At 34.8% G+C, this 22,531-nt stretch carries 21 protein-coding genes; 17 read left to right on the top strand and 4 right to left on the bottom strand.

Annotation, left to right across the window (positions count from 1 at the left end; translation table 11 throughout):
• Positions 1–214: 214 nt before the first annotated feature.
• Genes J3U73_RS09610 through J3U73_RS09590 form a run of 5 tightly spaced genes read left to right on the top strand, consistent with a single transcriptional unit; the run spans position 215 to position 3,512 of the window.
• Complete coding sequence (locus J3U73_RS09610) at positions 215–631, top strand: PTS sugar transporter subunit IIA (RefSeq protein ID WP_220268821.1); 417 nt, start codon at positions 215–217, stop codon at positions 629–631.
• 15 nt (positions 632–646) lie between these two features.
• The gene (locus J3U73_RS09605) at positions 647–1,126 is read left to right on the top strand and encodes a PTS sugar transporter subunit IIB (RefSeq protein WP_220268822.1); all 480 of its coding nucleotides are present in this window, start codon (positions 647–649) and stop codon (positions 1,124–1,126) included.
• 5 nt (positions 1,127–1,131) lie between these two features.
• Positions 1,132–1,914, top strand: a complete 783-nt coding sequence (locus tag J3U73_RS09600; protein ID WP_220268823.1) for a PTS mannose/fructose/sorbose/N-acetylgalactosamine transporter subunit IIC — start codon at positions 1,132–1,134, stop codon at positions 1,912–1,914.
• A complete protein-coding gene (locus J3U73_RS09595) occupies positions 1,901–2,728 on the top strand; it encodes a PTS system mannose/fructose/sorbose family transporter subunit IID (RefSeq protein WP_267410308.1) in 828 nt (275 codons plus the stop codon). Before J3U73_RS09600 ends, J3U73_RS09595 begins: the two co-directional genes overlap by 14 nt.
• A 1-nt stretch (position 2,729) precedes the next feature.
• Positions 2,730–3,512 carry a hypothetical protein gene (locus J3U73_RS09590; RefSeq protein ID WP_220268826.1) on the top strand — a complete coding sequence of 261 codons (783 nt, stop codon included), beginning with the start codon at positions 2,730–2,732 and terminating at the stop codon, positions 3,510–3,512.
• 297 nt (positions 3,513–3,809) lie between these two features.
• On the opposite strand, the gene J3U73_RS09585 is transcribed toward J3U73_RS09590, so the two are convergent.
• Positions 3,810–4,883: an SIS domain-containing protein gene (locus J3U73_RS09585; protein ID WP_220268827.1), complete on the bottom strand. Its 1,074-nt coding sequence runs from the start codon at positions 4,881–4,883 to the stop codon at positions 3,810–3,812.
• A 350-nt stretch (positions 4,884–5,233) separates the two neighbouring features.
• On the opposite strand from J3U73_RS09585, the gene J3U73_RS09580 reads away from it, so the two are divergent.
• The 3 genes from J3U73_RS09580 (at position 5,234) to J3U73_RS09570 (ending at position 8,351) form a co-directional block, all read left to right on the top strand.
• The gene (locus J3U73_RS09580) at positions 5,234–5,707 is read left to right on the top strand and encodes a hypothetical protein (RefSeq protein WP_267410307.1); all 474 of its coding nucleotides are present in this window, start codon (positions 5,234–5,236) and stop codon (positions 5,705–5,707) included.
• 3 nt (positions 5,708–5,710) lie between these two features.
• The gene (locus J3U73_RS09575) at positions 5,711–6,436 is read left to right on the top strand and encodes a GntR family transcriptional regulator (protein ID WP_220268829.1); all 726 of its coding nucleotides are present in this window, start codon (positions 5,711–5,713) and stop codon (positions 6,434–6,436) included.
• Positions 6,437–6,767: 331 nt separating this feature from the next.
• Positions 6,768–8,351 (top strand): ATP-binding cassette domain-containing protein, encoded by a 1,584-nt coding sequence (locus J3U73_RS09570; protein WP_267410305.1) that lies wholly within the window; start codon positions 6,768–6,770, stop codon positions 8,349–8,351.
• A gap of 195 nt (positions 8,352–8,546) precedes the next feature.
• Here J3U73_RS09570 and J3U73_RS09565 read toward each other — a convergent pair whose 3' ends face one another.
• A complete protein-coding gene (locus J3U73_RS09565; RefSeq protein WP_267410304.1) occupies positions 8,547–8,798 on the bottom strand; it encodes a hypothetical protein in 252 nt (83 codons plus the stop codon).
• Positions 8,799–9,359: 561 nt separating this feature from the next.
• Positions 9,360–10,208, bottom strand: coding sequence for an Rgg/GadR/MutR family transcriptional regulator (locus J3U73_RS09560; RefSeq protein WP_267410303.1), 849 nt, complete (start codon positions 10,206–10,208; stop codon positions 9,360–9,362).
• A gap of 702 nt (positions 10,209–10,910) precedes the next feature.
• Between J3U73_RS09560 and J3U73_RS09555 the strand changes: the two genes are divergently transcribed.
• From J3U73_RS09555 to J3U73_RS09530, 6 genes are all read left to right on the top strand, one after another.
• Positions 10,911–12,857, top strand: coding sequence for a M13-type metalloendopeptidase (locus J3U73_RS09555; RefSeq protein WP_267410302.1), 1,947 nt, complete (start codon positions 10,911–10,913; stop codon positions 12,855–12,857).
• Between the two features lie 163 nt (positions 12,858–13,020).
• Positions 13,021–13,236: a hypothetical protein gene (locus J3U73_RS09550; RefSeq protein WP_220220454.1), complete on the top strand. Its 216-nt coding sequence runs from the start codon at positions 13,021–13,023 to the stop codon at positions 13,234–13,236.
• A 9-nt stretch (positions 13,237–13,245) separates the two neighbouring features.
• Positions 13,246–14,028, top strand: coding sequence for an alpha/beta hydrolase (locus tag J3U73_RS09545; RefSeq protein WP_267410301.1), 783 nt, complete (start codon positions 13,246–13,248; stop codon positions 14,026–14,028).
• A 302-nt stretch (positions 14,029–14,330) separates the two neighbouring features.
• On the top strand, positions 14,331–14,999 hold the full coding sequence (locus J3U73_RS09540; protein WP_267410300.1) for a flavodoxin: 669 nt from the start codon (positions 14,331–14,333) through the stop codon (positions 14,997–14,999).
• Positions 15,000–15,292: 293 nt separating this feature from the next.
• The gene (locus tag J3U73_RS09535; protein ID WP_267410299.1) at positions 15,293–16,267 is read left to right on the top strand and encodes an FAD-binding oxidoreductase; all 975 of its coding nucleotides are present in this window, start codon (positions 15,293–15,295) and stop codon (positions 16,265–16,267) included.
• A gap of 481 nt (positions 16,268–16,748) precedes the next feature.
• On the top strand, positions 16,749–17,114 hold the full coding sequence (locus J3U73_RS09530; RefSeq protein ID WP_267394046.1) for a hypothetical protein: 366 nt from the start codon (positions 16,749–16,751) through the stop codon (positions 17,112–17,114).
• Between the two features lie 696 nt (positions 17,115–17,810).
• Here the strand turns inward: J3U73_RS09530 and J3U73_RS09525 are convergent.
• Positions 17,811–18,815, bottom strand: a complete 1,005-nt coding sequence (locus J3U73_RS09525) for a LacI family DNA-binding transcriptional regulator (protein ID WP_220268841.1) — start codon at positions 18,813–18,815, stop codon at positions 17,811–17,813.
• 230 nt (positions 18,816–19,045) lie between these two features.
• Between J3U73_RS09525 and J3U73_RS09520 the strand changes: the two genes are divergently transcribed.
• Genes J3U73_RS09520 through J3U73_RS09510 form a run of 3 tightly spaced genes read left to right on the top strand, consistent with a single transcriptional unit; the run spans position 19,046 to position 22,460 of the window.
• On the top strand, positions 19,046–20,500 hold the full coding sequence (locus J3U73_RS09520; protein ID WP_267410298.1) for a PTS galactitol transporter subunit IIC: 1,455 nt from the start codon (positions 19,046–19,048) through the stop codon (positions 20,498–20,500).
• A gap of 19 nt (positions 20,501–20,519) precedes the next feature.
• Positions 20,520–21,491, top strand: coding sequence for an amidohydrolase family protein (locus J3U73_RS09515; protein ID WP_267410297.1), 972 nt, complete (start codon positions 20,520–20,522; stop codon positions 21,489–21,491).
• 12 nt (positions 21,492–21,503) lie between these two features.
• Entirely contained in the window at positions 21,504–22,460 is a 957-nt protein-coding gene (locus tag J3U73_RS09510) for an NAD(P)-dependent oxidoreductase (protein WP_267410296.1), read from the top strand.
• Positions 22,461–22,531 lie beyond the last annotated feature (71 nt).

Below are 22,531 nucleotides of genomic sequence, written 5' to 3'. Positions count from 1 at the left end.
ATTATTAATTAAAATTCATATATTTGATTGCTAGGTTTAGAGAACGATAAATAAAAAGATAAGTTCATTACCTCTTTTTAATCAATCGGTTGCAAAATTGGTTCTGTTTATATCAAAAAAGCAAAAATTGGTCATATTTTTATTGAAATAAAGCGTTTTCAATAATAGAATTTGATTGATAGAAGAAATAAATTAAATGAAAGGAGGACTAAGATTGCAAGTAATTTTGGCAAGTCATTCTCAAATGGCAAAAGGGTTAAAGAAAACAGTTGAGCTTATCATGGGAAAGCAACCAAATCTACATGCTATTGAAGCATACGATGATAATCAAGAGCCGCTTAAAAAACAGCTCGAAGATCAATTAACAAAAAATGATCATGAAAAGTATGTTTTTATAACTGACATTATTGGAGGAAGTGTCAATACGACGATAGCACAGATGATTGCCGAGAGGGATGAGATGTTTTTAGTGACCGGAATGAACCTGCCTTTGGTATTAGCTGTATTAACAACTGAGCTAGATAATTGTTCTTCCCAACAAATTCTGAGTAAGCTAGACCAGCTTTGTAAGGAGGCTCGTCAAGAGCTCAAAGTTGTCCAACTTCTTGTCAATGAAACGGAAGATTTCTGAAGAGGTGTGATTAAGATGATCAAAATGTTGCGTGTTGATTACCGTTTGGTTCACGGCCAAGTTGCTTTTGCTTGGACAAACTTTTTGTCTGCAGATGCAATACTATTGGCTAATGATGCAGTTGCGAAAGATGATTTTCGTAAGCGTGTATTGAACTTGGCTAAGCCGAATGGCGTTAAATTAATTTTTAAAAGCATTGATGACTCATTAGCAGCAATTAAAAGTGGAGTGACTGAAAAATATAAGGTTTTTATTGTAGTCGAAAATATTCAGGATGCATATTTAATGGCTAAGGGTACCGATGAGATAAAGTTAATCGATATTGGCTTAGCGGCTGAACGTGAGAATACTAAAAATATTGCTAAATCGGTTTATGTTAATAATCAAGAAATTGAACAAATGACAGAATTAGTAAATCAGGGTGTCGAAGTGGTAGTCAAACAGGCGCCTACTGATCGCGATGTTCAATTTACTTCATTAATCAAAAAGGGGTAGCAACAATGATTGGACAAATAATTGGAATTTTTTTCATTTCGCTAATTGCCAATTCTCAGTATTTTCTTGGAACAAGTTTTATTGGTCGGCCGATAGTAACTGGTATGTTTGTGGGCTTATTGTTTGGCAACTTAAGAGAAGGATTATTAATGGGAGCAGCTTCCGAACTAATTTTTATGGGGCTAATGGGAATTGGCGCTAGTGTACCTCCTGATGAAGTAATCGGAGGTATTTTAGGTACAGCTTTTGCACTGAAAAATGGTTTGGGAGTTAGTTCAGCTATTACCTTGGTTTTACCGATTGCTTCTTTAAGTTTAATTATTAAAAATATTCTTTATGTTTTGGTTTTTCCAGCAATGACACACCATGCTGATCATTTGGCAGATGAAGGAAAAATTACTGCGGCTGGTAATATGCATTTAAGGATGTGTTTTTTACAAATAGCGATACTTACAATAGTTACAACTTTAGCATTTGCTGTAGGAAGCAATGCTGTGGGAGCTTTAATCAGGCTAATTCCTAAGGCTGTAACTGATGGTCTTACTATTGCAACGAACATTTTACCTGCAATTGGTTTTGGAATGTTAATCAATATGACCTATTCTAAAAAGGTCGCACCCTTTTTCTTTTTAGGTTTTATTTGTGCCGCATACCTGAAACTAAATACAATTTGTGCCGCAATCATTGGCGCAATTTGTGCTGCAGTAATGTACATTATTTTTGATGAGATTAAGAGCAGCAATGATAAATTAGCTACCAAGGGAGATGAAATTTATGACGACTTCTAATCAAACCAAAATGAAGAAGCTGAATAAAAAAGACTTAAGGGGTATCTTTTGGCGAACTTTTCCGATGGAAGCATCTTTTAATTATGAGCGAATGATGAGTGCTGCATTTGCTTATTCGATGACAGGGGTAATTAAAAAATTATATTCTAATCCAGAAGATCAAAAAGCTGCCATGAAAAGACACCTGGAGTTCTTCAACTGCACTTCAGCAATGTCCCCCTTTATTGTTGGTGTGGCGGCATCAATGGAAGAAAAAAAGGCTAATGATCCTAGTTTTGATGCTTCATCCATTAACTCGATGAAAGCCGGATTAATGGGTCCATTGTCTGGAATTGGTGATTCAATTTTCTGGGGTAGTTTAAGGATAATTGCCGCTGGAATCGGAGTTTCTCTTGCTAAGCAAGGTAGTGTTCTAGGTCCAATTTTATTTATTTTAATTTATAATATTCCTAATATATTAGTACGCTATTTTGGGACCATGTGGGGGTATAAGTTAGGAGTTTCTTTAGTTGATCGTATGAAGTCCAACTTAATGGACAATATTACTTATGCTATCAATATTTTAGGCAACACCGTAATTGGAAGTATGGTTGCTTCAATGGTAATTATCAAGATTCCGTTAAAAATAGCAAGTGGCAAAGGAGCGCCAACTGTTCAATCAACGTTAGATTCTATTTTGCCAGCAATGTTACCGTTACTACTTACTTTTTTGATTGCTCATCTGTTAAAAAAGAAAGTAAATGTACTTTTACTTTTACTTATTATTCTTATTATTAGTATTTTAGGTGCTATGTTTGGTTTCTTGGGAATCTAAAATGAATGATAAAAAAGAAAAGATACTTTTCGAATATTTATTAATTCATTTTCGTTTTGTCTATTATCCAAAGCAACAAGCAAGATTGGTAAATTGGTTAGCACGGCAGTTTTTGCCAGAATACCAAGTTAAGCAAAAAGGTTTTTTGCTGACCAAATCTACTAATAAAAAGTTACTAATCGTTAATAGCTTTGCACCAACAAAAACCTTTTTTGGGAAAAGAAATTATCGAATTAATACGTGGTTAAAATTGCCTAAAAGGATGGTCTTAATCCAAATGATAATGCTATTATTAACGATTGCTCTTATTTTTATTAGTAGTTATTTTTGGTTTAAAGAATGGCCATTACTTTTGAGTATGGCCGTTATCTTATGCGCTGTTTCATCATTAATTTCTATTGGGTTACCACAGAGCAAGTGTTTTTCTCATATGGCTACGTTAACATCAGCAATTTTTATTGCACGTAATAGTAATATGGATTTATTCTTTTTAAAGGGTGAAATGTCGGAATTACCAAAAAGGTTAATTGCTAACCGGTATTCAGAAATTATTTGGCTACGTGATATTTACAATGGAAATAAGCTGTATTTTTATGATCAAAAGGTTAGTAGCTGTACTGAGAAGATGTTTTTTGCAGGCGATAAAACTACTACAGATGAAATTCTGGTAAATAATATTAATCGATATGGAAATGAAAAGGTACCGAAAAAATTTTTGCTAAATTTAGAGCAACTTGAAAATTATTCAAAACAATTGCCAAGATTGAGTAATAACAGAAAATAAATCTTAACTTGAATTACTTTGGCTAAGTTGAGATGCAATACACGACTTCGAGAATTATATCGAAATCGTGTATTTTAATTTGTTACAAATATATATCATGTCAGTTCATGCGTTCCTGTATGATTAGCAAGAGCTGCATAAAATTGTAGAAGATAGCCCTGATAGGAGCTTGGATTAATGGCTATATCAGAATAAGTAGCCTTTCTTTAATTTGAGAGCAAACAAAAAGCTTGGCTCCCACTAAATTCTGAAGCCAAACTTTAAAGCTGAGTTTTCATCACTCTATTCTAGATTAACTTAAAAATGAGCAAAGCTTTCAACTGCGAGCGGATATTTGTCGACATTGTAACCAATCGCCTCACAATTGCGAGAAGCAATAATCTGAAATGGCATAATTAAGTTTATAGGTGATAATTCGGCGAAATTCAGCGAAGGTATGCGAAGGACATGAGCTTTGTTGTCGAACTGAATGTCTTGATCAGTAATAACAAATAAATGTTTAGTAATTTGATCAAGAAAATGAAGATATTTGTTGGCCAAGGATTTTTCAGGACCATTTGAAATAATTAAAAAGACATATTGATCGGCATCAAATGCCATTTCATAACCGTGAAGTAATTCGCCAAATTCATGAACGCTCAATGGAGCATGGAAAGTTTCATACATTTTTAAATAAGCTTCTAGAGCCGTAGCATAATTATAGCCATATCCGGAAATCGCACCTTTTTTCATTGTAACTAATTCATTTTTGTGTCGTTGATAAAATTTTTCTGTACATGTTAATGTATCTGGCAATTTTGTTAATTCTTCTTTGGTTTTACTTATCATTTCTTGATATTTTTCAGAAGTGAGCTTCTTTTGAGCAAGACCTATGCGCCAAGCTAATAGTAAGCCCAGCATAATAGTTGAGGTGTACCCACGTGTTTCAACGGGAATAACTTCATTACCGGTATTTAGATAAATTACTAGATCTGCTTCTTGGGCAATTTTACTATTTGTTTCCTCGGAAATAGCTACGGTATGAAAATTGCGTTTTTTGGCTTGTTGTATTGCTTCTAAGGTAGTTGTAGATGTACCAGATTGAGAAATCCCAATAAGTAAAGTTTCTTGTGGGCTAAAGTATGGTGAGGGCTGTAAGTAATTAGTAAAATTATCTGGAATAATAGCTTCCGTATCTAACTTAGTATAGCGATTAAAGTACATGCTAATTAAAGTCGATGCATGATAACTTGTCCCGGATCCAGTAAAGTAGATTTTTTTTATGTTTTGCCCTTCTACTAAAGCAATTAAGTCTTTCGCAATAACTGCCTCAGTACTCAAAATTTTTTGTAAACGTTCGGGTTGATTGTATATATTGTCAATAATTTTCATTTTAAAACCTCGTTTTCTTGTAATTTACTTATATTAAATTAAGAAATATCGGAAATATTAAAATGATAGAAGAAATAACAATGACGATAAGATATTTCCTAATCAACTAAATTCTAGCCGTGATTTTTAGTGTGTTCAATTAAAAGTAGCATATTGATTAAAGTTGTGGCCAAATAGGAACCAATTTTAGAACCAATTGCTAACTTGAATATATAAATAAATCATCTGATGTTAGTGGTAAAATATAGCTAATTAATAGGCTTTTGTTAAAATTGTAGAACTGTGTAAAAATCGACTTGTAATGAATAAGATGGCCTATATTCAACTTAGGATAAGTGGTGAAAGTAGATATGTTTAATAATAAACTAAAAACTTATTTAACTCCCCAAGAGAGGGTAATTGACCAAAATTGGTTGCTTAATAAAGGTAAAGCAAAGCAATTGCAACAAAGTAACTTTTGGGATGATTTATTTTTGAAAGAAGTTGGTCCAATCTGGCAGCGACTTTTTTTACTGAAATATCAGACTAAGCCTTTCTCATTAATTAAGTCCTTTATACCAATTGCTCTGCTTGATAAGCAAAAAAACACTTCGATAGATGATAATAACGTAAATCTTGAACTTGCTATTGATTTGGCAAATAAGGCCAATTATATTAAGAAAAATATTCTTTTGACCTGGCCGACTTCTGAAGAAAGCAAGGCACTTCTTTTGAAGCAGAAGACACAGGTCTTTGTTGAAAAAAATTACATTCTTCATGATAAACAAGTTGTTAGATATGAGGAAGAGATAGTTCTTCCAGATAGAGTCGAATATGAGGATTAGAAATTGGGCAATTTTTTGTATACAGCAGCAAAAGAAAAAATTATTTCATTAATTGAAAACAATCAGATTAAAGGTAATCAGCGTCTGCCGTCTGAACGAATTTTGGCTCAAAAATTGGGTTTCTCACGGATGACCATTAAAAAGGCAATAATCAGTTTAGTTGAAGATCACGTTTTAACTAGGCGTCCTGGTGATGGTACATATTTACTACATGGAAAATATCCTGGCAGAATTGATACCGGTGATGATGCACCGTGGTCGTTAACACAAACCATCAAAATTAAGGGTGGAAAACCAAGTAGTGAGGTTAAATCATTTAAGTTAGTTTATGATGTACCTTTTTTGACTAAGCTATTTCCGAACTATACTGAGTTTTATGAATTAATTAGAATTCGAAAGTACGATGATATTGCCTTCTCTATTCAAAAAGCTTATTTTCCATTTAGATTGTTTGAAGATGCTCATCGCTATGATTTCAGTAAAATTTCTTTATATGATTACATGGGGTATAAAAACTTGAGACCTGATTTATTTCATCGAAGGATCAGAACATGCTCACTAGACGCTGACTCACTTCTTAAGAATTTTAAAAATGACCATAATAAATTGGTACTGAATGTCGAGTATTTAGGCTACACTAGGCCAGATTGTTTGGTTGAATATACGAAATCTTATTTTGACGCAGATCAAGTTGATTTTCGTGTTGAATTGCCTTACTCGCCCCAGTAATAAAATTTATTGGATAGCAATAATTACGTGCTAAAAATTATCTTTGTATTGCAGTACGCTTAGTGTTGCTATAACTAGTGAAAACGATAAGTTAGTCAGTTCAACTGCTTTCAGTTGCATAAATTAAGCAATCTTTTAATTTCAAGGTCTGTTATTCAAGTTTGTAACAACTTGGAATAACAGTCTTTTTTACTGCCCAAAAAAGACCGCTTATCCTCAAATTCATTACCAATTACGCGAAAAGCATTGTAAATTTTATTTGTATCAGGTTTAATAATAGCAATATCTTTAAATAAAAATAATAACAATATTAAAATCGCGGAGAACAGCAATGATTTACCACAATTACTCACATTTTAGATTCTTTTGGTTAAATATTTTTGGCCTGATTTATAGCACCGAAAATATTATTATGGCGTATATTGTCGGCAGTTTGACTAATATGGCTGCTAAAAGGCAATTCGTTGCCTTACCATTGCTGATCGGCCAAATCATTGTTGCATTGGTGATCGTGTTAGTTTCTGGCTTAATGTTTAATTACCTTAAGACTGATGCGATTAAGCAAGTCAACGTCAAATTGCGTACTAAAGTATTAAAAGGAATGTTGCTAAATAATCGAGAAGATAGCAGTGATCTGGGCTTTTTAACTAATGACTTTAAGTTGCTTGAAACCAACCGTTATGAGGCTGAAATTCAAATTTTGATTTATACTTACACGGTTGTTTTGGCACTCGGCTATGCACTTTACTTAAACTGGTTTGTTACTTTAATTTACTTGGTAGGATCACTCTTGCCAACTATTGCTTCAAGCTTTTTTCAAAAATCAATTCAAAAAGCTTCGGGTGACTGGACCGCGGCCAGTGACAAGTATGTAAGTCAAACCAAAAATACCTTGGCTGGAACTGGTACTTTTAACTTATATGGCAAACAAGATAATGCCGTCAAACAAAATAAGCGCGTGGTTGAACGCCTAGAAGAAAAACTGGCCAAAATGAACTTACTTAATGAGAATACCAATACTTATTTAAATATTATTGCAATTGGTGGCACGTTTTTACTTCCATTTGCAATTGGTACAGGACTAGTAATTAAAGGCCAGATTACGTTAGGAGCTCTTTTTGCAATAACGCAGCTGTCTAACTCATTTGTGAATCCTATTTTACAGATTTTAAATGAACGAAATAACTTGTCGACAACAAAGGGAATAGTTAAGAAAATTAAGCAATATATTGCTAAAAGTGAGCAGAAGGAAATAAGTGAAAACCTCCCTAAAAACTTTGCTGAGCTAAAGGTGCAGGAGCTTGCACTCGTACGTCAGGATAAAAAACTGGCAGACCACATCAACCTCACGGTTAAAAAAGGTCAAAAGATTGCAGTAATTGGTCCTTCAGGTTCAGGCAAATCAACGATGCTGCAATACTTGATGTATGGCGACTATGGTAAAGCTGAGAAAGTACTGCTTAATGAGAAAGACGCTGCGGCCGGCAATTTTACAAAGTTATTTTCATATTCTAGCCAAAGCGCTGTGATTTTTGCCGATACGCTTTGGTTTAATCTGACTCTCGGAGAAAATTTTGCTCGCGACGAGGTTAAACAGGTTTGTCAGAATCTTGGTCTAGGACAGCTAATTAAGGAAAAAGGTTTTGACTATCAGTTAGGGGATAATGCGGATCAATTGTCAGGTGGACAGTTGTCACGAATTGAACTTGCACGGGCCATTTTAGCTGGCCGGCCAGTTATGCTGCTGGATGAGGTCAATGCATCGCTTGATAAGCCAACTTCAAAAATGATTCATGATTATTTATTTAACACTGACTTTACTTTTATTGAGGTAATTCACCATTATGAGCCTGAAGAACTAAGGCGTTATGATGCGGTGATTGATTTTGACAACTACATAGACAAATTAAAATAAAAATTAGACAAGTGGATAAGTGAAAATTGGCCTGAGTTCAAAGCAAAAGATGGATAATTTTTTGCAAAGTAAGTGTATTAATTTAAAAAGAATGAAATGGGATCAACCTGAGGACGCCATAAAAAACCACCAGATTTTCTGGTGGACAAAATTATTCTAAAAATAACACTTTAACTATTTTATGCATAATATTTTTTATACATGATATTTTTTCGAAAAATATTCAATGATTTCTTGAAAAACCTTTGCCCAAATAAGAATAATTACAAGAGTATATATAAATCTTGTCAAATTATCCGGAAGCTTGCTAAAGATATTTATACTATGAACAAAGTTCATTATTTGAGTATCAAACTCATTCATTAAAAACGCGGGCAGTACAGCACAAATAAAATATACGGCAAACATAAAGTATTGAACTTTTTTAGACTTATTTTTATCTTTCATTGAATACATCTCCATATTTTGTGTGATATATAAAGCTTGATTTATTGATATCCCCAACTAATTGCGGCACCTTTATTACTAAACCTTACGTAAATTCCTCTGTCCATAGCTTTACTTCCAGCAATAGTAGCAGTGGACAAAATTATTTTATGCATGATATTTTTTTGAAAAATAATCAATACTCTTTTGATAAATCATTACTAAAATGAAAATAATCACGAAAAGATATGCAAATCTTGTCAAATTATTTGGAAGATTACTAAAGATGTTTATATTATGAATAAAGTTAAGTATTTGAGTATCAAACTCATTTAGCAATGACATAATTAATACAAAACAAATGAGATATATGATAAATATCAAACGCTTAATTTTTTTGATTCGTTTTTTATCTTTCATTGATAATATTCCCTTCTTTTAAATAATATATAAAAGTTACATTTATTGATAATCCAAGCTAATTACGGCACCTTTATTACTATTATCGTTTTTCTTTAAGACAAAATAAGAAAATGTCATATTTGATTCTCAAAAACCAAATATGACATCTTTTTATTTTAATTATTTATTTTTTAATAAAAGTTCTTCTATATCTTTGCTGTAATCAGGCATGCCCGCTAATTTGATGCTCTTAATTATTGTTTCTGTTTCATCTAGGAATTTTTTATTATGTGTATTCTGATATTTAACGATATTATAAAATGCTGGTACTAGCATCTTATAAAAGAAAATTGCTGGCGTTGTTTTTATTTGATCTGCATAATTAACGAATATATCAGTTTCATCAAATTTTTTACTTTGAACGCATAAAATTAGCATATTAATAATAATTCCCAAAACTATCTTTTGTTTCTCTATGCTGTTTGTTCCTATAAATTGCTTTACTATTTTTTTAGATAACAATAAGTTAGTATCCAAACTAAAAAAATTCATAAAGTTACAATATGTAATCAATCCCTCTTCATCGAAATTCGAAATATTAAAAACTTTCTCTTTTATTTCGTCTATGACTTTTTTATCTAACTTCTCAGGCTCTTTACTAATCACTGCAATATAGCTATCAATCAGTAGTAATTCATCGTTTTTATTTGGCAATTTACTTTCTGCAACTACCTCTCGTATTTGTTGCAATTCTTTTTCTGAATTTCGATAATATGCTTCATTAGCCATTCTATTTATTTCCAATTCTTGTTGATGAATCAATTTATCTTTTGGACGTAACTTGCTAAAAAAATCGATTAGTGGAATTTGATTGAAATGTAGTAATTCAATTAAGTCATCGGCAGAAATTCGGCTTAGATTTTTTTCAACTTTCGCATAAAAAGAGGCACTGATCACGTCACCAGCCCATTGCTTTTGTGTTTTACACTGACTAATCCGATAGTCTTTTAATAATTCTCCTGTTGTCATGATTATTCCTTCTAACTTTTGCTTGCTAAATGAGCCATATTTTCTTTATTATAACGAAAATATAGTTAAGTCATAGAAAAGAAGAATAAATTAATTCAAGAAGTCAGCTTAAATGACTAATAATTGATGGTTAGAGTACTTACACGTAACAATGCACTTAAAAAGAAAAAACCACCAATGATTTTGGTGGGCGAAATTATTCGGCTTTTTTGGGCCATAAATAAATTAAAATCAAAATTTGAATAATAATTAATACCAAATTTAACCAAATTGGTAAATGGCGGAAAAAGTATTGTTGAATATTACAATTAATAATATTGGTTGCAAAAAAGATATATCCTAATAATTCTATTACAACGTAACCATAAAATAGGTTATTTCTATGCGATCTTATCCAATTTATCATGCTTTTATACCTTAAAAGAAAAAGATAACAGTTTTGACAATAGCAATGATACCCGCTAATTTTTATTTTAATGAAATTGGGTATTCCTTATATGCTTGTAAATATTTAGTATAGCAGAAAAAATAAATTTAAATAAAAAATGGCGAACATGACAATTTTTAATCATCTTCATCATTTATTCTACTAATCAGAGCGTAGTTTTCTCTCAAAAAAAGTCGAATACGACTTTTTCATCAAATCGCATTGATTGCTTATATACTAAGAATATAAAGAAAAAATTAAAAGGGAGAAATAAAATGACTAATTTTAATGTGCGCGGTGGCGCCGGTGATACTACTAAACCTGATGTTAATGTGCGTCCGCAAGACAATCTTTACTTGGCTGTCAACTCGAAGTGGATGACTGAAACGCCAATTCCAAAAGGTGACCCCTGGATTACTAGCTTTGATGAAATCGAAAAGAAAACTCGTGAGCAATTAATGCAAGATTTCGAAGATTTTGCCAGTGGTAAAAAAGCTGTTCCTACAATTAAGAATTTTGATAAAGCTATTGAATTTTATCGCATTGTCGAAGCTTTTGCCAAAAGAGAAGAAGATGGTGCAGCTCCGATCAAAGATGACTTGACTTTTTTGGAAAGTTTAAACACGCTTGAGGACGTCAACCAAAATCTGTCCAAATTACTGCTAGATGGCAATTTGCCCTTTAGTTTAGAAGTTACCCCTGATTTTAAGAACGCGCAATTAAATGTTGTTACTTTTAATCGGCATGCTTTAATTTTGAGTGATACTAGTTATTATGATGGAAAACGGACGGATGAATTACTTGGAATTTGGCAAAAGCAGACCGCAAACTTGCTAGAAATGGCGGGTATTGAACAGAATAAGGCACAACAATATGCTAGTGGTGCGGTAAAGCTAGATCGGCGACTTGCAAAGGTCTACCAGTCTGCCGAAGATAATGCCCAGATTGAAAACACTTATCATCCGATGAGTGTGGCAAAATTTATAAAAAAGAGTAAAAGCCTTGATTTAGCGGGCTTGTTAACGCAGACCGGCATTGCAAAGACCAAATTTGTGATTGTAAGTGAGCCAAAATACTTGGATAATTTTGATAATTTGTTCAATGATCAAAACTTCGCCGAGTTAAAGGGCTGGTTGATCTCTGTTTTTATTAACTATGAGGCCAATTATTTGTCACGCGCCTTTAGAGTTGCCACGTTACCATTCAGAAAAGTAATGTGGGGCGTCGATAGTCTGCCCGTAGACAACCAATTTGTTTACAATCAAACGACTAAATTATTTGGAGATGTGATTGGGCAATATTATGGCCAGAAATACTTGGGCGAAACAGCTAAGGCTGACGCAACTGAAATGGTTAAAAATATGGTAAAAGTCTATCAGGAAAGGCTGCAAAATAATACTTGGTTATCATCTGTGACTAAAGAAAAGGCAATCAAAAAGCTGGCCACGCTAAAACTGAAAATCGGCTACCCAGAACATGTCCAGAAGTTTTACGATCTGTTTAAGGTGGTTCCTACGCAAGCTGGCGGTACTTTTTACTCAAATGTCAGGGACAATCAGCGCGTTAAAATTGAAGCTAATTTTGCCAAGATAAATCAGCCAGTAGATCATTCTATCTGGATCATGTCGGCAATTGATGCCGATGCTTGTTACGATCCGCAAAATAATGATGTCACTTTACCGGCAATCATTTTACAAAAGCCTTTTTATAGCTTAGATCAGGATCGTGCTGCTAATTATGGCGGTTTTGGTACGGTGATCGGTCATGAAATTTCCCATGCTTTTGACAATAATGGTGCTCAGTTTGATGAATTAGGCAATATGAAAAATTGGTGGACAGATGAAGACTTTGCTGAGTTTAATAAACGAATTAATGCTGAAATCGCTTTGTTTGATGGCGTTAAAGTTGGTCCAGTTAAGTTAAACGGTAAGCTGTGTGTTTCCGAAAATATCGGTGATCAAGGCGGCGTAACCGTCGCACTTGAGGCCAATAAGAAGGATGGCGGGGACGCAAGCAAGCTGTTTGATAACTATGCCCGTGTTTGGGAAACTAATTCAACTAACGAATTTTTACAGTTGGTTGCTTCAAGTGATGTCCATGCTTTGTCACAAGCTAGGGTAAATGTTCAAGTGCAGTGCCAAGACGAATTCTACCAGGCTTATGATGTTAACCCAACTGATGGTATGTGGCTTGAACCCGCTAAACGAGTACAGATCTGGTAAAGCTGACAGATAGCTAATCTTATAGAAAGTAAACTTAACAGAGGATTGCTAAAACTATTTAAAATAATTTTAGAAAGTTAATAATCTAACTATAATTCAATAAATCTCATTGTTAGAATATATTTATGTTAATTTATTTTTGAAATTTTGATAGGAGAAAGTTATGAGATTAGTGCAAAAAATAATGGAAATACTGGCAATTGTTTTATGGATTTTAGTAATTGGCACATTTGCTGTGGCAATTGTTAAACATCAATTATGGAGCATGGGACCAATAATAACGTATAATCGGCCGCGTAACTTTCTTGGCTGGATGATTGTTGGTGCAATTGCTTCAACAGCAGTCAGTGCGGTTTTAAAATTGGTGCAAGGAAAGTAAATATTATAAATGGATAAAAAGTATTACACTACGAAACTAGGTCAAATTGCATATTCCGGTAGATCGGGCAAACCACTAATTGTTTTTCTCAATAGTTTTGGCAGCTTTGATACTGCGCAGAGTTTTAGCAAAGTAATCGACGAGCTGCCCGCAGAAGATGGCATATTTGCACCTGATTATTTGAATACCGGCTTTAGCGGTAAATCAACTGTGTCTTACACAATCACAGCAGAAGCAGATGAACTAGCCAAAATGATTAATAGTTTTAATGCCGCAAAAGTAATCATCGTGGCGCACAGTATTGGCGGCGTTTATGCTTTTCAAATGCAAGCAAAAGTAAAAAATCTGCGTGCCCTCATTTTGATTGAACCAACGACGAGGGAAATAATATTAAATCCGCCAAGAGAGCAGGGCTATCTTAACCAGGAAAAACAAGAACGCAATACAGAACAGTTTATTCATGACAAAATTTTTAGCTTATTTTCTGAACAAGAGGCAATGGCTTTTTGGCAAACTACAGAAAAGAATGCAGATCAGTTTGATGACCAAGCAAGCCAAAATGCCATTAGTGCGATGAAAAACGACCATTTCTGGCAGTCAACTATGCGAATGAACGATGACATTCCGGTATTTATTTTTACGGAGGCATACCGCCAAAAAGAATACGAACGTTCAGAATACAATAATCAGAAAGCTAAAATTATCCCGGTAGGTACATTTCATTATATTCAGTGGGAATATCCTGAAGAAATTGCTAATAGGATAATTGAAATAGCTATGCGGAAAGAGTAATGCGTTAAAATCAAAAAAATTTTTATTGTAGGCTAATTCCAATATCGTCAGGGATTAGTCTTTTTTTGCTGTGCCTAAATATATAACCTTTTTTAATTAATAATTTTATATTTTTGCTAGGTTATTTATTTAGCAAATTTTTAAGGGGTTGACTTAATGTCAAGTTTAAGGAGTATCTTAATGAAAAATGCAAGAAAGGATTAAATCTTAAAATATAAATAGAAGTAAAAGTCAATAAAGTAATATCTAATAACTTAGTAAATAATTATTGGGATTAGATTCTTGGTTTAGAGGAATAAAAAATGAAAAAAAACGGTATTATTGCAGCTTTTATAATAGTAATTTTAGGCGTTATGGGTTGGAATGTTTATCAGCACAATCAGTCATCTGAGCAATCAGCACAACCTAAAAGTAGTTCATCAAAAAAACAGAGTGCAAAAGTTGATAGAAATACTAATAAGAAAGATAAGATTTTAATTGTATATTTTTCCCGTGCGGGTCAGAACTATGGAGGGAGTAATTTAAAAATAGGTAATACTCATAGAATTGCTAATTATATTGCAGCCAGAACTGGTGGCGACAAATATGAAATTGTACCAGCAAAAAAATATCCGACTACATATCAGGCGACTGCTGATCAAGCCGAAAAAGAGCAACAGAATAATGCACGTCCCAAAATCAAAAATGCATTGCCAGACGTTTCTAAATACCAAACAATATTTATTGGTTATCCGATTTGGTGGAATGAATCGCCGATGATTGTCAGGACCTTTTTAGAACACGTTGACTTGAAAGATAAACAAGTTGTACCTTTTGTGACCCACGGTGGATCAGGTTTTGGTGACAGTTTGGCAATCTTAAAAAGAGAATGTCCAAAAGCAAAATTCTTGAAAGGTTTTCAAATTAATGGCTCACAAGCGAGTCACGCTCAAGGAAAGGTTAATTCCTGGCTAGACTCAATTGGGTTCTAATAGGGGGAAGATTCTTGCATAAATCTTTATTTTGGACTTGGATAGCAATATTTTTATTTCCGTTACCACTAGTCATTCAGTTTAATGAAATAATTATTACTACAAATGCAAATGCATTATATTATAATGCGGGCATAGTGGCTTATTGTTGGTGGCTTGTAAGTACATTTCTAGCTACGAGACCGCGATGGCTAGTTCAAAAAATTAGTTTGCCTAAGCTTTATAGTATTCATGGTATTTTGGGCGTTGGTGCATTTGCTTTAGCTTTTTTACATAGCAACAATCTGTTTTCAATGGGCTTTTTAATTAAGTTAACTGGCAAATGGGCATTATATATAGCGGCTTTTAGCCTTGCTTATGCAGTATTTTTTCTTTCAGGTTGGTTGGTAGACCATTTTAAGTGGGCTTACAGATTAAAAAACCAGCTTTCCCCTTTTTTTCGTCATCAAGTTTCTGTGTGGATTCATCGCTTAAATTTAGTAATGATATTACTAATTTGGCTGCACGTTCACTTAATTGGGCGGATAAATACCAATCTATCTTTCATGCTTATTTTTGATAGTTATTCTTTTATAGTAATTGGTTGGTATTTATGGAATCTTTGTTTTCCCAAGCTAAAAGAGGCCGTTGTAATTGATAATGAGAAAATCAATTTTGACACAATAAAACTGGTTTTGCAGATAAAATCGAAAACGATTAAGTATCAAGCAGGTGATTTTTACTTTTTAAGTTCTAAAGTTATTACTGATCGTCACCCTTTTTCTGTGACTGGTGTACCTTCTGACGAACAAAAAGTAACTTTTACTATTAGATTAGTAGGTGATGATACTAAAAAATTAGCAAGATTAAAAACTGGCGATGAGGTTAAGCTTGAGGGCCCTTATGGGTATTTTGCCCCCACTATTGATCGCTTTTCCGGTAAAAGTCTGATACTAATTGGAATGGGAACAGGAATAGCTCCTTTGCTGAGTATAGCAAAGAAGTATCAAGCTAGTTATTCATTAAAAGTACTTTGGTGTGTTCATAAGAAAGAGGATTTATATTGCGATTCAGCTTTCGAGACTATGGTTGGTCCTGGTTTTAGCTATTACCGTCAAGTTGGCCACTTTACCGAAGAACAATTAATTAGTTTAATTGATGAAGAGCAACGAAAAGAGGCGCTTATTATCATTGCAGGACCGGCTAGTGGAGTATTAGGCATACGTAAAATACTACGCCAAAATGGCGTTTCCTATAATCATTTGCTTGATGAGCGCTTAACTATGTAAATGAAGAGAGGCGTTTAAATATTATTGAAGCGAAAGCCATAGAAACGAAATTGCTAATCGCACTTAAGAGAAAATTACGGATAATACAATAAAGTTTGCTAGTGATAAGTCAAAATCAATCGTGGCAGATGAACTAGCCAAAATGATTAATGGTTTTAATGCTAAACAAGTAATTCATCGTGGCGTACAGTATTGGTAGCGTTTATGCTTTTCAAATACTAGCAAAAGAAAAAACCTGAGTCTCTCACTTTGATTGAACCGGCTATTAGGGAAATAATATTAAATTTGCCAAGAGAGCAGGACTATCTTGACTAGGAAAAGCAAGAACACAATGCAGAATCAAGCAAACCAAAAAAGTTTGAAACGGCCTTCAATGTGTAAGCTTTTGTCTAAAATTTGGAAAAGCGCAATTGAATAGTATAATGAGTTTCAAAGCTGTTTAGACTTTGAAACTTTTTTTGCTAAATTGGTGGTGATCCATATGAACAAAGGGTATAAATTCACTTATATTTTGTTGGTATTAATTGCTTTACTAGTAAGCTATCTCTGGTATTTTTTTCACTCGGAATTATATATTTCCTATGAGTTAGACTATCAAGTTAACGCGATGATCAAAAATCATGATATTAAAAAGATGAGAGCGGTATCTAAAGACAAAAAGATTTATACTTTCTTAGTTCATCTTAATAAGAATGATTCTTGCCAAAATACCTCTGATTACCAGGGCGGAACTCAGAATATTTATTGGTATGGAACAGAAATCAAGAAAAAAGCAATAGGAGTTGATATGAAAAAAGAAAATAACATCTACTGGAAAGTGGACAAACTATATTTTACGAAAAAGTAAATTAGTGAGTGTACTAAATGGATAAATTAATGCTTTTAAAGCAGAAAGCAATATTTAAAATTAGATTTTGACGATATAAAGGATGAAGTTAGTAATAAAATATAAACCTACAATTGAAAAACAGCTGTTAACACCACTTGCTTATAAAATTGTGCAGTGGATTGCGCTATGTGAATTCTTAATAGTTTTAAGCTTACCGTGGTTGTGGTTTAAGCTAATTGGATTTAAGTGCCGGCGCTTTAAGCTTTTTTTAGGTGCGATTTTGGCTCTAATAATTTGTTTTATTTTGTTTCTTTTTATTATCTGGGCTTCAGATAATATGTACTTTAAAAAATAAGAGATAAATATTGAAAATAACTGCCACTATTTGCTAACACCGCCTGTCATGTTAATTCAATGAAGTGGCTGATAAGAGGTTTACTAGACGGGAGAGGCGATCCACATATGGATCGCTTTTTTATTGGCTTTATTAGATTTCAAACAAAAATTTACGCGCATCTTGGGTAATAGCAAGGAGCCAAAAATAATTTTTTAGTAACTTGCAGTGGTCTTCTCAGTCGCTCTTTAGTGGGTAAACTTTGAAAAGGAAAATCAAAAAAAGTCTTGACAACTATTGGAAAGCGCATACAATATGAACTGTAAACTTTGTTAACCGGTTAACAAGAAATAAACAACAAGTCACTGTAAAGGAGCTGATTAAAAACTGGCACGCAAAATTTGCTGAGTCGGAATCAATTTTAAAGTGGGCTGACGCAGCAGCTTATGTTCAAGCTTTTGCTTAAGAATGTGCATAGCAACTTTACCAATAGAATATGAATCTTGGTGGATGCAGCTAATTGCTGGTGTCATTACTTGCATCCAGTCAAATTCTTCATAAGTTGCTACACCATAGTCTTGAGGGTAAGAATAACCGAGTTGCTGCATTGCCTGAAGTAGACGTAAAAGTACGCGAGCATTCATACAAAAGAAACCAATCTTGCTGGTATTATTGCGCTGCATGATTGAACTGATATTTTGGGTGAATTGCTGATATTCAATTTCTTTACCGTGATGAGGCACGGCAATCAAATGGTTTAGGGTTGAATAATTTGTCGCCTTGATAAATCCTTCGTAGCGCTGAGTTCTAGTACTGATATTTTGGAACGGCCAAGTGACAAAATAAAGGTTGTCATAATCTTTGTTTTTCATCTGTTTAACCAGTTTTTGAACGGATGTCATATTATCTGTTGCCACAGTATCAATAATTAATTTATTAGACTGGCGGTCAACCATTACTGTATTTTGGTTTGATAAGGATTCATAAATGGGGCTATCAGGATTAACCGGATCAACAATAATTCCGGCAACACCTTCATTTTGTAAACGTGTAATATTATCAATTTCTTTTTGTTCACTATTACCAGCATTAGTGAATAGGACACGGTAGCGGTAATTATCGCACTGCTCATAAATACCTGATAAAACCTGTGAAGTGAACGGGTTGGTAATATCCGCAATGGAAACGCCAATAGTTTTATTTTCGTTTTTTGCTAAATTGCGAGCGGTAGAGTTAGGCCGAAACTTAGTATCTCTAATTATTTGGCTGAGATTTTTACGCGTTTCTAAGGACATGTGATCATAATTGCCATTAAGGTAATTTGATACAGTAGCAGTTGAAACATTAGCCATCGTAGCAATGTCTTTGATTGTTAGTTTTCCCATAATTATTCCTCAATAAATACTTTATATATTAAGTATAACAAGTATAGCGTACTTTTTTATGACTTAAAGGAATAAATCTCGTAAGTTTGTTAACCGATTAACATTGATCACAACTGATCAATGGCTGAATGGCAACCATGAACGTGGTAAAGATAGCCGATCACAGCAAAATCAGCCGCAAATTTACGGTTGGTTAAATAATTTTCTTTTTAAAAAAGGTGGATGAGGTTGTGTTAGAAACTGTTAATCGCATTTTTCAAATTTTTGGTGCTAGCGTTGTAGTACCATTGATGATTTTTATAGTCGCATTATGTTTAAGAGTTAAACCAAAAACGGCGATGATGAGCGCTTTTTATGCAGGCGTTGGCTTAACTGGCTTTGGTTGGATAATCCAAGCCTTCACGCCCACTATCACTAAGATTATTAGGCAAATGGTGAGTATTACCGGCATTAAATTACCAATTGTTGATATTGGCTGGCAAGCTGGCTCACTTGCTTCCTTCGGCTCAACGGTCGGACTTAGCTTCTTTGTTTTTGGTTTGATCGCTGAAGTTTTACTGTTTGCCTTGGGCGTAACCAAAATATTTATGGCTTCCAATTTGTGGAATAACTTTGGTTTTATGATTTGGGGCACGATGTGTTATTACGTTACCCATAATTTTTGGTTGTCACTCGGCTTATCATTTTTTATGTTGCTTTACGCACTAGTTTTAGCAGAAATCCAGGCGGATCGTTGGTCAGATTATTATGGTGTAAAAAACGCTTCGGTTGCCTCCCTGCATAATATTGAGCAGGTTATCCCGGCGATCTTGCTAGATCCACTGTGGAATCTGCTTGGATTCAATAAGGTAAAAATGACGCCGGAATATTTTAAAAACAAACTTGGCGTTTTCGGTGAACCAACGACCCTCGGGGCGCTATTAGGTTTGTTAATCGGTATTTTAGGTAATTTAACGAGTCTGGGTAAACTGCAAGCCTGGGGTCAAATCTTAACGGTAGCAGTTCAATTGTCAGCTGTTATGACCATTTTTCCATTAATTACTAACGTTTTTTCTAAAGCTTTTACGCCATTAGCTGATGAAATTGATAAAAATACGCATAAAAATGCATCGGCTTCAAAGGCAGATGCAGTGACTGCAACGAGTAAAAAGCGGTGGTTCTTGGGCGTTGATGATGGTGTTGGTTATGGCGAGCCCGCAACAATTATTGCCGGCGTCATTCTAATTCCGATTATGGTAGTGATTGCCTTCATTCTTCCCGGTAATAAAACATTACCCATTGTGGATTTGATTTCTTTGCCCTTTATGGTGGAATCAATCGTTGCTTTAACTCGTGGTAATATTTTAAAGGTAATTGCTAACGGAATTGTTTGGTTCAGTTTGGGCTTATATGCGTCAAGCTGGCTTGGCACTTTTTACACTGGGGCGGTAGCACATTATGGCGTTGCTTTACCTGCCGGCATTGTTTTGATTACCAGCTTTAACTTGATGGCACGGCCACTAAATGCTTTAGTATTTGCGGCTTTTGTATCACAAAATCCGCTTTATATTGGCTTAGCTATCTTAGTTTATTTGGCTTTATTGTACGGCTTGCGGCGCTATCGGCCTCAGATTTGGCAATACTTAGACAACATGGCTGCCAAAAATGTTGGCTATTCTGGGAGTAATGAAAAGATAACTTATTAATAAAAAGGAGATAATTACGATGAAGAGAATTGATGGACACTTGCATTTGGTTCGGTCAGTGGCGGGCTTATCTGCCAAGGGCCGAATGACGCCTTTAGGCAATGGCAAGGCGATTTGGGATAACGGCATGTTCTTAAACCTGATCCCAGAAGGCTGGGGCGATCTTGATTTTACGGCTGAATCAGCATTGAAGGTAATGCAAGAAAATGATGTCGAAAAAGCTGTGCTACTGCAGGGCAGTTTATACGGTTTTCAAAATTATTATTCTTACCAGGCTGCTAAAAAATATCCCGATAAGTTTATTGCCGCTTTTTCAGTCGATCCGTTTGCGGATAATGCCATGGAAATTGTCAGACGTCATGTTGAGGATTTGGGCTTTCGGGCAATTAAGTTTGAGATTAGCCAGGGTGGAGGTCTACACGGCTACCACAAGCCATTCCGTCTGGATACGTCACCCGAATTGGGAAAAATTTTCCATTTCTTCGCTGATTATCCTGGCTTTGTCATAACCGTTGATTACGGCGACTACACGCAATATAGCTATGAGCCAGAGGCAATTGTTAATTTGGCTCAGAGGTACCCCAAATTAGACTTTGTCGTCTGTCACCTATCGTTTCCGAATGCCGATCATTTAAATCGTTTGGAAAACGCACTTCAGCAATGGGAGCCGTATGCTAACATCTACACCGAGATTTCCGCAATTCAAGATATTGAAAAAGAAACAGAATTTCCGTTTCCACGTTGTCAAAAAGATGTTGCTTTAGCTAAAAAGGTGCTAGGTGCTAAAAGAATCTTTTGGGGAACCGATTCGCCATGGTCATCAACGTTCAATTCCTATCACAACTTGGCAACATGGTTAGAAGCAACGGATATCTTTACTGAATCAGAATTAGAAGACGTTATGTATAATAATGCCAACCGCATTTACTTTAAGCCGCAAAACGTGCAAGCAATGCGTGATAGTGTGGATCCAGTTTTTAAAAATAAATAAAGGAGCTAGAAGATGAGCAAAATAAAAGTATTGGTAACAGGGATTATTCCTGAGGCAGGACTTACCGAATTAAGGAAAAACTTTGATGTAACCTATGAGCCTGAGAAGGAAACGCGCGAATGGGTGTTAGAGCATTTACCTGAATATGAGGGCCTACTTATTATGGGGCTGAAAGGTGACCGTGAATTGATTGATGCGGGAACCAATCTCAAAATTATTACCGCTAACGGTGTGGGCTTTGATCATATTGATATTGAATATGCTAAACAAAAAGGGATTGTTGTCGCTAATTGTCCGCAAGGCGTCCGGGTTCCAACTGCTGAAATGACCTTTACCCTATTATTAGCTACTGTGCGTCATTTGCATTTTTACGATAAAGTCGTGCGCTCAGGCAACTGGATTGATGTTTCAGAACCCAAATATATGGGGATGAGCTTACAGGGGAAAACACTAGGTGTTTATGGTATGGGCAGGATTGGCTCTGAAGTTGCTAAATTTGCTCAGGTATTCGGCATGAAAGTAATTTATAATGATGCGCATCGCTTGGATAGTGCATTAGAAACAAAGCTCGACGTTAAGTACGTTGATTTTGCCACAATGGTTAAAAATTCAGATGTGATTACGCTGCATGCGCCAGCACTACCATCAACTACGGGAATTTTTAATGCGGAAGTCTTTAAGGAAATGAAAAACTCGGCTTATATCATCAACGCTGCGCGGGGTCAGCTGATTAAACAGGATGATTTAATTGCAGCCCTTAAAAATGGTGACATTGCTGGTGCTGGTCTGGACGTTTATGAAACAGAACCAAATATTCCGCAAGCACTGCGTGACTTGGATAATGTAGTTTTATCCCCACACGCTGGAACTGGAACTTTAGAAGCACGGACCGCGATTGCGGCTGAAGCATCACAGAACTTGATTTCTTATTTACGAGATCATCAACCGTTAAACCAAGTTAACCAGTAAAATTTTTCTAGCTCTTAGGTCAAGGTGCTTGATTGCTAGTGCATTCACAGAGCAATCTCCAAGTTCATCCG

The organism is Lactobacillus sp. B4005 (assembly GCF_026536045.1).
GTDB classification, from domain to species: Bacteria; Bacillota; Bacilli; order Lactobacillales; family Lactobacillaceae; genus Lactobacillus; species Lactobacillus panisapium.
This window is presented reverse-complemented; position numbering and strand designations above follow the sequence as displayed.